General features: G+C 59.1%; 11 protein-coding genes. 1 reads left to right on the plus strand and 10 read right to left on the minus strand.

Features of this window, described 5'->3' with window-relative positions:
* From E0501_RS21395 to E0501_RS20130, 7 genes are all read right to left on the minus strand, one after another.
* A partial coding sequence (locus E0501_RS21395) for a site-specific DNA-methyltransferase (RefSeq protein WP_205123526.1) occupies positions 1–1,678 on the minus strand: 1,678 nt, incomplete at its 3' end.
* Between the two features lie 13 nt (positions 1,679–1,691).
* Positions 1,692–2,441 carry a DUF4391 domain-containing protein gene (locus tag E0501_RS20105; protein WP_137703199.1) on the minus strand — a complete coding sequence of 250 codons (750 nt, stop codon included), beginning with the start codon at positions 2,439–2,441 and terminating at the stop codon, positions 1,692–1,694.
* The gene (locus tag E0501_RS20110; RefSeq protein ID WP_137703200.1) at positions 2,438–5,710 is read right to left on the minus strand and encodes a helicase-related protein; all 3,273 of its coding nucleotides are present in this window, start codon (positions 5,708–5,710) and stop codon (positions 2,438–2,440) included. The genes E0501_RS20105 and E0501_RS20110 overlap by 4 nt, the downstream gene beginning before the upstream one ends.
* Positions 5,694–6,554 carry a WYL domain-containing protein gene (locus E0501_RS20115; protein ID WP_137703201.1) on the minus strand — a complete coding sequence of 287 codons (861 nt, stop codon included), beginning with the start codon at positions 6,552–6,554 and terminating at the stop codon, positions 5,694–5,696. Before E0501_RS20115 ends, E0501_RS20110 begins: the two co-directional genes overlap by 17 nt.
* 367 nt (positions 6,555–6,921) lie before the next feature.
* Positions 6,922–7,818, minus strand: a complete 897-nt coding sequence (locus E0501_RS20120; protein WP_137703202.1) for a plasmid partitioning protein RepB C-terminal domain-containing protein — start codon at positions 7,816–7,818, stop codon at positions 6,922–6,924.
* Complete coding sequence (locus E0501_RS20125; protein WP_407943477.1) at positions 7,815–8,729, minus strand: plasmid partitioning protein RepB C-terminal domain-containing protein; 915 nt, start codon at positions 8,727–8,729, stop codon at positions 7,815–7,817. The genes E0501_RS20120 and E0501_RS20125 overlap by 4 nt, the downstream gene beginning before the upstream one ends.
* Positions 8,726–10,243, minus strand: a complete 1,518-nt coding sequence (locus E0501_RS20130) for a recombinase family protein (RefSeq protein WP_137703215.1) — start codon at positions 10,241–10,243, stop codon at positions 8,726–8,728. The genes E0501_RS20125 and E0501_RS20130 overlap by 4 nt, the downstream gene beginning before the upstream one ends.
* 151 nt (positions 10,244–10,394) lie before the next feature.
* Here E0501_RS20130 and E0501_RS20135 point away from each other — a divergent pair, with 151 nt between their 5' ends.
* On the plus strand, positions 10,395–10,793 hold the full coding sequence (locus E0501_RS20135; protein ID WP_137703204.1) for a hypothetical protein: 399 nt from the start codon (positions 10,395–10,397) through the stop codon (positions 10,791–10,793).
* 496 nt (positions 10,794–11,289) lie between these two features.
* Here the strand turns inward: E0501_RS20135 and E0501_RS20140 are convergent, their stop codons facing one another.
* From E0501_RS20140 to E0501_RS20150, 3 genes are read right to left on the minus strand one after another with little or no spacing between them, the layout of a single operon-like run.
* A complete protein-coding gene (locus E0501_RS20140) occupies positions 11,290–12,963 on the minus strand; it encodes a recombinase family protein (RefSeq protein WP_137703205.1) in 1,674 nt (557 codons plus the stop codon).
* On the minus strand, positions 12,960–13,376 hold the full coding sequence (locus tag E0501_RS20145; protein WP_235857925.1) for a DUF2924 domain-containing protein: 417 nt from the start codon (positions 13,374–13,376) through the stop codon (positions 12,960–12,962). The genes E0501_RS20140 and E0501_RS20145 overlap by 4 nt, the downstream gene beginning before the upstream one ends.
* On the minus strand, positions 13,373–13,600 hold the full coding sequence (locus E0501_RS20150; protein WP_137703206.1) for a DUF3489 domain-containing protein: 228 nt from the start codon (positions 13,598–13,600) through the stop codon (positions 13,373–13,375). The genes E0501_RS20145 and E0501_RS20150 overlap by 4 nt, the downstream gene beginning before the upstream one ends.
* Between the last annotated feature and the right edge of the window lie 123 nt (positions 13,601–13,723).

Below are 13,723 nucleotides of genomic sequence, written 5' to 3' on the forward strand. Positions count from 1 at the left end.
CCTGCACGGTCTCGCTGCGGATGGGCAGCGTCAGGTCGACGCCCCAGTCCACAAGAACCTGGAAGAGTAGGTCTTCGGCTGTCCGGTCAGGTTTGACGTTGTCGACAGCGGTGAGAAGGTCGGCCTGCTTAACTTCGTCAGGACGGTAATAAACGTCTTCCATGTTCGACGTGTCGGTTTTCAGGACGCGGAAGCCGACGTCCTTGTTCCAGCCGGGATGACACTCCCCTTCAAGCATTTTTTGCCCCGCGCGGCGTATGCGTTCCTTGCCGACATCTGAAATTCTTTCAAAGCCCTGCTTGGCAGCCTCTGAATTCTTGGGACACAATTCGGGCAGCTGCATCATGATATATTTGAGATGGGTGCCGTTATTCCCTGAAAATCGTGTAACTGCCTCGGCAGTGGTGCCTGAACCAGCAAAGAAATCCAGCACCAGATCACTCGATTGAACCCCGGCGATCTGAATTATTCGCTCCAATAATTTCAGAGGTTTGGGTGTGTCGAATGGTGAAGAGCCACCAAACAGTTTATCGACGTATTTCTTGGCTTCATCCGTGTGACCCGCCTCGTCATGTGGCCACCAGTTATGTGGAATCATCCCGTCCTTTACATCTGTCAAAAAAAGCTTCAAGGCGGGAACTTTGTTGTCGCCGTTCTTTCCCCACCAAATCTTGTTTTCCTTGACATGTTCGTCATGAACCTCCTTAGAAAACTTCCAAGCCTTCTTCTCGGGGAGCAATTTTTTTCCTGTATTTGGATTTACGATTTCGTAAACAAGATTGGGTCTTGCCTCCACAGAGGCAACATTCCAGTAGTCGACCGGCTTCCAAGGCCCTCTTGGATCATTATCTGGATTAATGTACCGAGCTTTTGATTCTTCAGAACGAGGAAGCAGTCCATTTTGAAACGCGTCGCTCTTTGAATAAATCAGGACGAAGTCTCTGATCGAGGCCACGCCCTTGAAGTTGTTGCTCACAGAATACTTTTTTTGCCATGAAACTTTGGCACGAAAATTCTCCCGACCAAAAATCTGATCGCAGAGTAGCGTGAGATTCGATTCTTCGTGATCGTCAATGGTGATGAAAATTACGCCATCATCGCGGAGCAGGTTTCGAGCCAAATACAATCGCGGATACATCATACTCAACCAGTCAGAGTGAAATCGACCATTCGCTGACGTATTCGCGACCATCCGATTACCTTGATCATCCTTCTGGTTTGACCGCTCCAGAAACTCGGTTGAACTTTCTACAAAATCATCTTCATAGATGAAGTCATTCCCCGTGTTATACGGCGGGTCGATGTAGATCATCTTGATCTTGCCCAGATAGGTCTCCTGCAGCAACTTCAGTGCGTCAAGGTTGTCGCCTTCAATGAACAGGTTCTGTGTGGTGTCGAAATTCACGCTTTCCTCGCGTGCAGGGCGCAGCGTTTTGGCGATGGGCGCGTTCGCAAGTGCCAGAGCTTCTCGCTTTCCCGGCCAATCGAGCCGATACCTCTCCTGCCCACCTTCTACGAGATCGTCGCTCAGCTCTTGGCGCAGCTGATCAAAGTCCACTGCTAGCCGCAGCTTGCCTCTTTCATCCGCAGCCTCCGATACGCACCCCGGAAACAAATCGCGGATCTTGGCGATGTTGTCCTGACTTAGGTCGGGGCTGTGCAGTTTCATTTTTTCCATGCTCATCGTCCCATTATTCACGCGGCTTGGTCATCGAGGCCGCCGCCCCGGTCAGCCGTTCCAATTCCATTTTTGCTTCGCGTAGTTCTGCGTTGATCGCTACGCGCTTGTTGAATTGCTTCTCGCGTGCCAGCCGCGTCTTGATCCGACCAACCTCGCGCGTCTGCACCTTGATCGCTTCCGCCTGGGCTATCCGCTCTTCCAATGAGACGGGGCTCTCGGGCTTAGCGGGGGAGCGGGGAGCTTGTGACGCTTCTCCAGAACTGGGGACCAGCCGCGCCGTCTGCGCCTCCACCAACGGCTCCAGCAGCTGTTCGTAGAGCGTCCCCATATTTAGCGCCACGGGAAGCGGCGACCGCGACGTCTCCTCAGGCTGCCAATCTCCTTCGAAATAGTCACCGACGACCCAACGGGCGCTATCTGCTTCGCTTGGCCGTTTGTAGGCCGCTGTCATTTTGACCCGGCTGGCATGGACCAGTTCAAAAATCAACGGGAAGGGAATGGCCTTGTCGATGGCCCGCAACACGTGGTGGTCCAGCGTTGCGGTCCGCACGATGATGCGGAACACTTGGATCTCCGGGACTTTCTTGCTGGGCTCTAGCCTCAACGTCTCCGGTGATAGTTTGTGGGACCAGATAATCCGATCGACGTCGCGCACGAAGAGGTCCTTGAGCGCAGTATTCGCACTGGAATGTTCGTAAATCTTATTCTTGGGGATCACGCGCCCGAAAGCGGCGGCGCGGGGCCAGTCGTAGAGTGTCACCCGCTGCCTCCCTCGATCACCAGGAAGCCGATCAGCTCGAAGTCGTCCAGCCCCTTGATGGTATGGGTCAGCGCCGTAGTCTGACCGCCGCTGAAGAGGCTGTCGATGTCCTTTTCTTCCTTCACCTCAATCATCGAGCGGATAGCCTGGCTGAGCAGGTCGGAGTAGCGCTCCATGTCGCGCCCATCGTTCGTGCGGTCATTGAAGATGCGGCATACTTCAGGGACCGGCTCGCTCCGCCCTTTGCAACTGGTGCGTATCAGATCGAGCAAGCGCTTCACTTCGGTATGGTCAGCGACGATCTCACCATCATCGCCGATGTAGACAAGGTAGTAGGGATGCAGCCGGTTCTGCTGGTTGAGGTTGATGCTGTCGTGGATGTTCTTAAGTGCGAAAATGACGCCCGGTTGCAGGCCGAGGTCCGATTGCGCTGGCACGACGGCATGTAAGCCGAACGGTACCGTGTCGAGCTCACCATGCTTTTTGACGTAATTGAGCAAGTCCATCCGAAATTCATTGAGGCCGAGATCGGTGATCGAGATGCCGGTCTTCACGTCCTCAAGCTCGATCACCTCTTCCTGTAGCCGCTGCAACTGCTTTTTGCGGTAAGCAATGTCGCTGGACTTGGCCGATAGCACGTTGTCTTCACCGGTGGCAGTGATGTCAGTGATCACCATCCGGTTTTCGACGCGCTCCTTGAGATTGATATACGCGTCTAGCGAAATGTCCGGCCAGTAGTTGGCCAGCTGGATCTGAGTGTTTGGCGAGCCGATACGATCAATCCGACCGAACCGCTGGATGATGCGGACCGGGTTCCAGTGGATGTCGTAGTTTACTAGGAAGTCGCAGTCCTGAAGGTTTTGCCCCTCCGAAATGCAGTCGGTGCCGATGAGGATGTCCAGCTCGCCGGGCTCGTTAGGTAGAACGATGTCCTTCTCCTTCGAGCGTGGAGAGAATAGCGTCAGGACGCTCTGGAAGTCGTAGGACTTCTTAAGAGTGGTCTTTGGGGCATCCGACCCCGTGACCTTGCCGACATGCAGCCCGAGTTGCTGTGCGAAGGGCGCAAGGTTGTCGTAGAGGTAATTGGCGGTGTCTGCGAAGGCTGTGAAGACGAGAACCTTCTTGTTTCCGGGGTTCAGCGGCTCATCAATTTTCTTCCCAATTAAGGAGAGCAGGTGCTGAAGCTTGGCGTCGTCAGACGGTTTCACTTTTTCCATCGAAGTGATTAGGTCCTCGATGAGAACAAGGTCGGCTGCGAGATCGTGTTTCCAGGACGGCAGGTCCATGTCAGCGAGACTGATCTGAACCTTCTTCCCGACAGTGAATTCGTCGAGACCGGAGAGGTCATCGTCCTCCGGGTCGAAGTCACTCATTTCCGCGAGGTGATCACTGACGCTATCACTGCGGCCCGTCTTCTCGAATTCATCGATGGCATCGAGTGTGCGCGAGATGTTGCCGCCGAGTGATCGAAGCGTAAGGCGGAATGCAGCCACCGAGCTCTCCAGCCGCTTCAGCAGGTTGGTTGTCATCAGGGCCTGCAGGCTGCGCTCACGATCGGCCTGCCTAAGTTTGCCGCGTCCACCCTCGACCTGCGTGTCGTAAATCTCCTCATACTTCCTCAGACGGCTGGGCAGGATGTAGCTGATCGGGGCGTAGACCGCGAGCCTCAGCACCGAAAGCTGGGTGAAGATGTCGTTAAACCCCATCACATCGGTCCGCTCGGTAATCGGGCGGTGGAACGAAAGCGGCTTCCGCCGTTCGGGAAACTTCCCGATATCCTTCGTGTCGTAGAACGTCTCAATATGCTTTCGTGATCGAGCTATGGTGACGGCGTCGAGGAGTTCAAAGAAGTCGAAGTCGAGCGCCTTCAGGATCGACGCGGCCGTTCTTTCCTCTGGCGGAAGGGAAGACCATTCATTGAAGGCCTTCTGGGCCCGTCGGAAGATCTCTTCAACGCTGGCCTGAGTTTTCAGGTTCTTGCTAAGCGCTTCGGACTGCCCTTCGTAAGCAAGAGCAAGCTGGTTACGAAGGTCCGTGAATCGGTTGTTCACTGGGGTTGCGGAAAGCATAAGGACCTTGGTTTTCACGCCAGCACGGATCACCTTGTTCATCAGCTTCTGGTAACGGGTCTCGCGGTCCTTGTAGACATCGTTATTGCGGAAGTTGTGGGACTCGTCGATCACGACCAAGTCGTAGTTGCCCCAGTTCACGCGATTGAGGGGGATGCCGAAAGACTCGCCTGCAGTGCGGGACAGATCTGTATGGCAAAGGACATCGTAGTTGAATCTGTCTTTTGCGAAAATGTTTGTCGTCAGGTTCGTGTTATAGTTCCGCCAGTTGTCCGCGAGCTTTTTGGGGCAGAGAACGAGTACTGAACGGTTCCGCAGTTCATAATATTTGACGACTGCCAGGGCGGTGAAGGTTTTACCGAGTCCGACCGAGTCCGCGAGAATGCACCCGTTGTAGGTCTCGAGCTTGTTGATGATTCCTGTCGCAGCGTCCTTCTGGTAGTTGAAGAGCTTGTTCCAGACCAGGCTCTCTTGATAACCCGTGAGATCATTCGGCAGGACATCTTCATCGACCTCATCGAGGAAGTCGTGGAATATGTTGTAGAGCATCATGAAGTAGATGCGCTCAGGAGAATTCTCCTGATAGACAGACTCAATGTGCTCGCAGATTGCGGCTGTTACATCCTTCACTTTGTCCGGGTCCGACCAGATCTGATCGAAGAGCTGAAGATACGTCTTTGCGTGCGCTGGATCATCGAAGCGTGTAACGAAGTTGGATACAGCATCGCCCTTCTGGTACCCGAGATCTACGGCTGTGAAGCCGCTGATGGGCATGTAGGCTACATCGCCGTTAGGCCCGGAAACATGCATCAACTGCTGCATCGGCGCCTTCGTCGTGTTGGAGCGGAAACTGGCTTTCTTGCGGATCCAATCTGCGCATTCCCGAGCCACTGCGCGTTGCGTGAGTTTATTGCGCAGCTGGATCTCGAACTCCGTGCCATAAAGCCCGCTTTCTCGTTGTGCCTTGGGAATGAAGAATTCCCGGCGTTCCTTTCGCAGGCGGTCCGCCACCTCGGTCGGTACGAATGTTGGTGCTGTGAAAACAAACTGTAGGCCGTCGACTTTTGCGAGTTCGGACTTCAGAGCCTCGAAGGCGTAGATCGAGAAGCAGGAGGCAGCGATCCGCAACCGGGCCCCTTTGCCAAGAGAATCCTTTAGGTCATCGCCGAGAAGGTTGGAGGTGTTATCGATGATCTGCATTAATGGCCTCCCGGTTGAGAAGCACGATCTGTTGGTCTTGCGGCCTACGTGCCGAGGGCTCTGTATCGAGTCCGAGACGTTTCAGAGCATAGTAGAGGAGAGCGCGTCGAACTTTGATTTTCACCCTGCCACCGCGCATTCCATAGTCGAGCGCGATCACCTTCTTCTGGGTTTCGGAGAGTTCGGGGTGGGGAGCAATCTCAAGCGTGACGTGCTCTTGCCAATCCGCATCGGCTGCATCCGTGGCTCCGCTGGCTTCTACTCCGCGCGTCTTGATGATGCGCGAAAGCAAGAAGTCCTTGAAAGCCTCGTCAGTTTTACAGAAGGCCCGGGTGTGCCATCGAAAGCCATCGAATCCGATGGCGTGGGGCGCGATCCAACGCCAGCTTGGCTCGGGTCGCGAGAGGGACTGATACTTGACCTCGATAGCCTCGGCTCTGCGGATCGCACCGACAACAGATCGCAGTGTCACCGGGTTCACACCACGGGCCGGAGTGGGCGCGGCGTCATAGGCTGGTAGTTCAGCAATCCATGCGTCGTCGCTGTCCATGAGACCGTCAGCCAGAGATCGAAGCTGTGCTAGGTAGCGGCTAGCATCTGGTTTCAGGAACTGAGCAGCATAATCGGGACCTCGGACGTACGTCCGCGCACTCTTGTCGTAGACCATGTTGTCCGGAGCCAGACCGATATAGCGGTTCAGGTCGGCGGACGCTTGGTTCACCGATAGTCCAAACTGCTCCATCAAATCGCTGCGGTTCACATGCCCATCCCAAAACAATCGGAACTCGATGAACTCGAGGCGCTGTGCGACCCCCCAACGAAGCTCCGACTTGCCGTTATCCACTTCGCACTCCCGACTCGGCGCGCATGATTTATGTACGCGCCCATTTTTTGTGCTGACTGCACGCTAGCGGGGAGTCGTGTCGGGTTCAATCGAAATCCTACGATGTTTCGGGGGTTTGCTCGAATGAATAGGACCGGCCCGCTTGCGACGAAGCAGGCGTGCCGAGCCCGCTCTTCCTCGGCACGCCTGCGAATATCGCCACCGCTTTTGCGGCCGCCCGGCCGGCGAAAACTCGAGCCGGCCTGGTGGGCTCCGAGCGGGTTCGCCGCCATCCCCACCGCCGCGCTCGATCCGGCCCACAGTCCGGCGTCTCCCGCGGTCCCCGCGCTTATCGGGTCCGGGTCCCCATCTAGTTTGCAGTGTCGGGTTATTCGGCCTCGGCCGGCACGACCGACTCCATCTCGGCGATGGTCTGAAACTCGGAAAGGAACTCAGGGCGCGTCAGCATCAGATACCGCACTACGCGCACGTTCCCGAGGAGCTTGCCGACGTAGCCACGGAGCACAGTCAGCTGGAGGTGGTCTTGGCCGTAGGTGTCCTGGATCTGTGTGATCCCTTCCTGAAGTCGGGCAAGCTCCTTTTCCATCCGGGCGACCGCCTGCGGTGTGACGCCGTTGATGCGTTTGGGCTTGTTCGCCTCGACCAGCTGCGCCTGCGGTGTTCCGGCGAGGATCGCCGAGATGTAGGCCACGGAGTAGTTGTTGGCGTTCACCATGAGCTCGGCGGCTTCGATCTGGCGCAAGGGGATCATCTTGCGCAGCGTGGTGAACACGGCCGCGGTACACGCCTTGTCCTTCAGGATCGCCACGGCTTCGGGGCAAATGCCGTCGAGCAGCTTGACCTTGCGCTGGATGCTGCGCGGGTTGAGATCCAGCGCCGCCGCGATCTTCTCCTCCGAGACACCGCGCTCGATCGCTTTCAGGATCATCCGGTGCTCCTGAATGGGCGCGATACGGCTGATGCGCTTGTTGTAGGTGAATGCCTCGTCGTCGGTCGACACGAGGCATTCGACCTGTTCCTGACCCATATCCTTCAGGACTTCGATCCGGACATGTCCGTCGAGCAGCAGCCAGCTGCCGCTGGCATCCCCGTTTCGCGCGACCACCGGCGGCTCGACCAAACCGATCTCGCGGATCGACGCAGTGATCTGGGTGTATTTCCGGCTGGACTTAATGGACTTGCTCAGCACCCTGACCGGCAGGATGTCCGCCACCGGGATCGTGACGCAATCGTTCTCGAAGCCGAGCTGAATCTTCTTGGTCATGGCGCTGCCCCCTCGGTGAGGGAGTCCTGCAGGTAGCTGGGCATGGTCTCCAGGCCTTCCGCGCGCAGCAGCGTCACGAAATGGTCGTCCTCGAGGAGGGTCCGGAATGCCTGGCAGATGAACAGCAGCCGCCCCTGCGTCAGTTCCGCTTTCTTGATCAGAAGCTTCTGGCGGTCCGCTTCCTTCTGATAGGCGCGCACCAACGCTTCGCTCGTCAGAGGTCGCCGGTTTCGACTGTCGCGTCCGTACGCTTTCGGGTGCATCTTTTTCCCGCGTGCCTCACGCTGTTCGATCAGGCGCCGGGCCGCCGCGAGTTTCTTCCCTCGCAGTTTCTTCTGTGTATAGGCATCCATCAGCGCACGCTGCGCTCCTTCGGCATCGGTTTTCGATATGTCGATGGCGAGGTTCAGGGGGAGCAGACCCGTCTCGACGGCCGTTACCAGCCGCTCTTCGCCGCGCTCCAAGAGGCCAGCGATCATGCCCACATAGTCCGGCGAGACGCCGATCTTGTCGCCGATTTGCCGGTCGTTGTAGCCGCGCTCGCGGAGCGTGCCGATTTCCCGCATCAGATCGATCGGCCGATGCTGGCGACGTGCGCAATTCTCAACGAGGCTCATCACCAGGCAGTCGGACTCATCGGCATCGATGATAATGGCCGGGATGGTTTTCTGCTTCAGTTGAATGAAGGCCTCGAGCCGTCCTTGGCCGCAGACGAGATCATATTCCTGTGGGCCTGTTTCGGCGCGACGAGTGACGGTGATCGGGCGCTTCAAGCCGATCTTGGCGATGTTTTCCACCATATCCGCAAACGTCCTGGGGTTTCGGACCCGTGGATTGAGAACCCGAATACGGTCGGTCGGGACCAAGGTGACTTCCGTCTGTTGAGTTTCTTCCGCGCTTTTGGCCATCATGCCACCTCCGTCACCTTCGCCCGCCCGGCGAGGACGTAGAAATCGTCAAGTGTTTCAGTCCGATAGGCATCGAGCCACAGGCCGTTCTGCTCGGCCATCTTCAGCCGCGCGTCTGTCATGTCGATGCTAGGGAGCAGGTAGAAATCGCGCGGCGCGTCGTTGGTTTCGTTCATCCGCACGGCAATCGTGATGTCCGGAACCAGGCCGGTGTCGAGCCGGATGTGCCAGCGCAAGGAGCCAGCAGCCGTCGCCTGGCAGCGGGCCAGAACGACCGACACCGTGAATTCGTCATTCACGCGCAGCAGTTGCGTGTCGGGGGCCTGCACAACGCGACCACCTTGGGTGGCCACGCCCTCGATGATTTTCTCAACGACTTGGGGGTGGGCCGCGCGCAGCGCCTTGTTGATCTCGATGTAGCGGTAATCTCGCTCTGGCTCATAGCCGATAAGGCGATAGGCGCGCAGCAGGCTGCCAAACCGGCTGCGATAGGCGCTGGACGAGGGCAGATCGTTCTCTTCATCGATGATCAGGCCGGACAGCTGGCCCTGTCGCTTCAAGATCGCCCGCAGGGCATCTAGCAGCTCCTCGTCCGAGAAATGGCGGCTGCGCGCATCCACGATTTCCCGCGCGCGCAAGAACAGCGCCTTGTCAACGATGGCCGGATAGGCGCCTTCGGCCCGGATCCACATGTCCCGCGGGTTCACGACGCGGCGCTGCTTCAGCTTGAACGACACCTTGTTGAAGACGTTGTTGCCGATGTATTTTTCGTTGGTCAGCACCTGATGGACAGTCGCCCGGGTCCACCGTCGGTCGAGATCGGTGCGGTGACCTTCGGCGTTCAGGACCTCCGCGATCTCGCGCTCGGGCCGCCCCTCATTGACGAACATCTCGTACATGCGTTGGACGACCCGCTGTTCCTCCTCGGGGCCGGGGACCAGGATCACGCGGTCGGTCTGCAGGCTCTTCTGCTCGCCGCGCGACAGCTCACCCTTCGGGTTGCCGTGCTCGTCGATCAACACGCGCCGCAGCCCGTATCCGGCCGCGCCGCCTTGGCGATATCCAAGCTCCACCAGGCGGCATTGCCCCGCAAAAACCTTCACCGAAAGCTCGCGGCTGTATTCGCCGGCCATGACGCGCTTGACGGTCTTCAGAAGGTTAGAGCCGATGCTGCCATCGTTCTCGAACTGCTCGCCGCAGTAATGGACCCTGATCCCGGCGCGGGAACAGACGTGCTCATGGTATGCGCCCTCATCGGCATCCTGAAACCGGCCCCAGCGGCTGACGTCATAGACAAGGATCGCCTTGAAATCGGCGTGACCGGATTGAACCTCGGCCATCAGGTTTTGCAGTGCCTCGCGGCCGTCGAGTCGTAATCCCGACCGGCCGGAGTCCTCAAACGTGCGTAGAATGGTCAGGCCACGAGCCTCGGCATAGCTGCGAATGACATCAAGTTGGTTCTCGGTGGAGTACCTTTGGTGATCGGTCGACATCCGCACATAAGCTACGGCTGGCACATCCTTTTCAGGCTGCACCTCGTGTTTATCGGAATGGGTCGCCCAACGACCGCTCACATGCGTATCTCCTCATTATTCCAGGCAAATCCATCGCTCCCGTCGGAATCAACGGCTGAATTCTTCGCGTCCATGTAAAGCGAAGGAGGGTGGAATGTCGTTTCCGAAAAAGGGCAAGTTCTTTCCAAGGGAAAACGGATATAATGGAAAAGCGGAGCAGCCCGCGAATGGCGGCTTCGTCGAAGAAATCGCGGCTGCTTTGAAACGGTCGCTTGGAGATAGTCGGGCGGGCGTTAAGACCGTGGCTGCCTGGACAGGGGCCAACGAGAAGACGGTGAAGAACTGGTTCTCGGGTACCTACGGTCCGAGCGGTGCTCACCTGATCGCGCTGGCGCGCCACTCCGACGAGGTGCTCGCCACGCTCTTGGCCATGGCGGGGCGGGAGGATCTGATGGTTGCCATCAAGCTCGCCGCTGCCGAGGAAGCGGTCGAGGAACTTCTCGAAGCGGTACGGCAGCTGAGCCGCGAGGAACCTGGCGATACCGTCACCTGATCAGTCGTCAGGCGGTCGAGAGTTTTGTCCCTCAACAGTGCGCAGGATTTCGAAGCGATCCCGCGCGGTGGAAACCTGCACGGGAGAGAGTTGGTCGCCGGGGTCGTTTCCACCGCCACCCACACCTGTCTCAATTCCCTTGTCCGTTTTGCCCCGGAATTCCCTCGCCTTTTCCGCGGGTTAGCTTTGGGCTGTAGGTCGTGAGACGCACTGCAATCACGGTTCCCGCCATGATGTTTACCGAAGTCTCAGTTCGGGGTTTTGGTCGGTTCGGTTTGGGGGGCGGTTTTCCCTGTTCGGGGCCGATTTACAGGGTATTTTTGCGATTTTCGCTGAAAACGCCCGGAAATGGCACGCAATACCGCAGTAATTTCAATGCCTTGAAGTTTGATTTCCCTAAGCGACGGAACAGGGAACAGAATCTGCCGAACAGGGAATGATACGCGACGGATCAGGGACCGGTTTTGCCGTATCAGGGACAGGTGGGTTTGGCCATTCAGAAGCCCAGCATGCGCTCCTGCTCCGACCAGTCGATCGGGAGGGTGGTGGTGACGAGCCGGGTCAGGGTGAGATCGGGTGGCTGGGTTCCGTCGAGTATGGCGGCCTGGATATTAGGCGAGAGGAACGCGATCTGCGCCCGGGTGCGGATGAAGGCATCGGGCAGGCCTTCGCGGCGGGCAATGTCGGTGAGAGGGGTGCCGGACTTCAGGGCCCGGACCCAGCCATGCGCCCGGATCAGCATGGCGCGCAGAGTTGTATCGGGCGCGGGTCGGAAGGAGCCTGCCACGATCTTTGCCTCTACGCCGCGGCGGCGAATCTCAAACGGCGAGGTGATCGTCGACAGGGACGGGGCGAGATCCTTTGCGCCGACGCGGAGCGCGGCGGCGAGGCCGGTTGTGTCGAGCTCGATGCCGATCTCGCCGCGGCAGATGGTGCCCGATGCAATCAGGGCGGCGCAGGCGTGGCCGCCGGTGGCTCGCAGGCGGCTGACCAGATCGGCGACCGCAGTTTCGATTGCCGGCAGGCTGGTCGCGTCCGGGTTTGCGAGGATCCGATGCGCCTGCGCGGCGCGTTCGAGATGGGCGGTGAGAAGGTCGGCAACCGTGGTCTCCAGCGACGGAGCGGGCAGCCGCCATCCGGCGGGATCGGTGCCGCCGGAGATCAAGCGGTTCGAGACATAGTAGCGCAATCGGCGCCCGCGGCGCGTAGTGTGGGTCGGCGTCAGCCGGTCGCCGGTCTCGTCCTGCAGCTTGCCGGTGAGCCAGGCCCGGGCGTCCGATCCGGTGGTCTGATCACCCGCGCGGGAACGGGACCGTGTTGCTGCGTGCTGAAGCCTATTCTGAACATGGGTCCAGAGGCCCTCATCAATAATGGCCGGGTGCTGTCCTGGCCAGACCTTGTCCTTGTGACGGATCTTTCCGAGATAGACGGGGTTGCGCAGCAGGTAATAGATCTGGCCGCGGGAGAGAGCCCGGTCGCCGGTCACGCTGCCATCGGCGCGGGGATGACGCTTCGAGCGCAGCCCTTCGGCGGCGGCGGCTGCTTCGACCCGGCGCAGGCAACCAAGTTCTGCATAGAGGGTGAAGAAACGCCGGACCCGGGTGGCTTCTTCCGGGTTCACCACCAGCGTGCGGGTTTGCGGATCGGGGTGCTGATCATAGCCGAGCGGGACCGTGCCGCCCATCCAGAGCCCCTTCTTCTTGGAGGCAGCGATCTTGTCCCGGATGCGCTCGGCCGTCACTTCACGTTCGAATTGGGCGAAGGACAGCAGGACGTTGAGGGTAAGACGCCCCATGGACGATGAGGTGTTGAAAGCCTGGGTCACAGAGACGAAAGAGCAACTTGCCGCCTCAAGCGCCTCGACCAGCCTGGCGAAGTCGGCCAGCGACCGGGTCAGGCGGTCGATCTTGTAGACCACGACCATGTCGACCCGCCCTGCTTCAATGTCTTCGAGCAGGCGTTGGAGGGCAGGGCGGTCGAGCGTACCTCCGGAGATGCCGCCATCGTCATACCGCGCGGGCAGGAGCTTCCAGCCCTCGTGTTTCTGGCTGGCGATATAGGCGGAACAGGCCTCGTGCTGGGCGTCGAGCGAGTTGAAGTCCTGCTCCAGCCCGTCCTCGGAGGATTTGCGGGTATAGATGGCGCAGCGGATCTTCGGGCGTTGGCTCATCGAGCGGACTTTCCGCCGAGCCCGAAGAACCGCGGACCGGACCAGTGTGCCCCGGTGATGGCTCGGGCAATCGCCGAGAGCGACCGATAGGCCTGGCCCTTCCAGACATAGCCCCCATCGGTGACATCGACGACATGGGTGACACCGTTCCACTCGCGCAACAGGCGGGCCCCGGGCTTCAGGGCAGGACTCTCCGGCCTGCGCGCGACATCGGGTTCTTTCTCAAGCGCGGCACGGACCTCGCGGGGCAGCCCGCCGAAACGGCGGGACTGCGACTCGAAAGCCAGGAAGCGGCGCAGGAAGGGCTGGCTCAGCCTACGCGGGGCAGGGCGGCCGAAGAGGTCCTGCCAGAGCGCAAGCAATGCAGGGCGATCCATGTGCCCGATGTCGCGGACGTCCGGCATGACCGTCATGCCTGCACCTTGGGTTCCGTAACCAGGTGGTAGGTGGCCGCCCCGCCGGCCTCCGGGACACAGCGCTCGACGGTGCAACCGTTTTTGCGCAGGGTGCTGAGCGAGGCGCGGGCGGAATGGGCCTGCCAGCCCATGGCGGTGCAGATGGTCTGGATGTCTGAGCCGGAGGGGCTTTTAAGCAGGGTGCGGAGTTGCGCTGCCTTGGTTTGCTTCGCTTTGGACATGTTTGTTTTCCTCGGTCATGGGGGGCGGAAGGCCGTTCCTCGGTACCGGGAAGAGCCCGAACGGTTCGGGCATGAGACCAGTGATGCGTGGTCTTCGCGGGTAGTCCAGTTGTTTTCGAGCGG

Source organism: Marimonas lutisalis, assembly GCF_005434965.1.
Lineage (GTDB): Bacteria > Pseudomonadota > Alphaproteobacteria > Rhodobacterales > Rhodobacteraceae > Marimonas_A > Marimonas_A lutisalis.

What these genes read in the sequence shown, in the direction of transcription:
- E0501_RS20125 (WP_407943477.1), bottom strand. Translation starts at nt 8,729, where the DNA reads ATGATGGCCAAAAGCGCGGAAGAAACTCAACAGACGGAAGTCACCTTG.
- E0501_RS20120 (WP_137703202.1), bottom strand. Translation starts at nt 7,818, where the DNA reads ATGACCAAGAAGATTCAGCTCGGCTTCGAGAACGATTGCGTCACGATC.
- E0501_RS20145 (WP_235857925.1), bottom strand. Translation starts at nt 13,376, where the DNA reads ATGACGGTCATGCCGGACGTCCGCGACATCGGGCACATGGATCGCCCT.
- E0501_RS20135 (WP_137703204.1), top strand. Translation starts at nt 10,395, where the DNA reads ATGTCGTTTCCGAAAAAGGGCAAGTTCTTTCCAAGGGAAAACGGATAT.
- E0501_RS20140 (WP_137703205.1), bottom strand. Translation starts at nt 12,963, where the DNA reads ATGAGCCAACGCCCGAAGATCCGCTGCGCCATCTATACCCGCAAATCC.
- E0501_RS20150 (WP_137703206.1), bottom strand. Translation starts at nt 13,600, where the DNA reads ATGTCCAAAGCGAAGCAAACCAAGGCAGCGCAACTCCGCACCCTGCTT.
- E0501_RS20110 (WP_137703200.1), bottom strand. Translation starts at nt 5,710, where the DNA reads ATGCAGATCATCGATAACACCTCCAACCTTCTCGGCGATGACCTAAAG.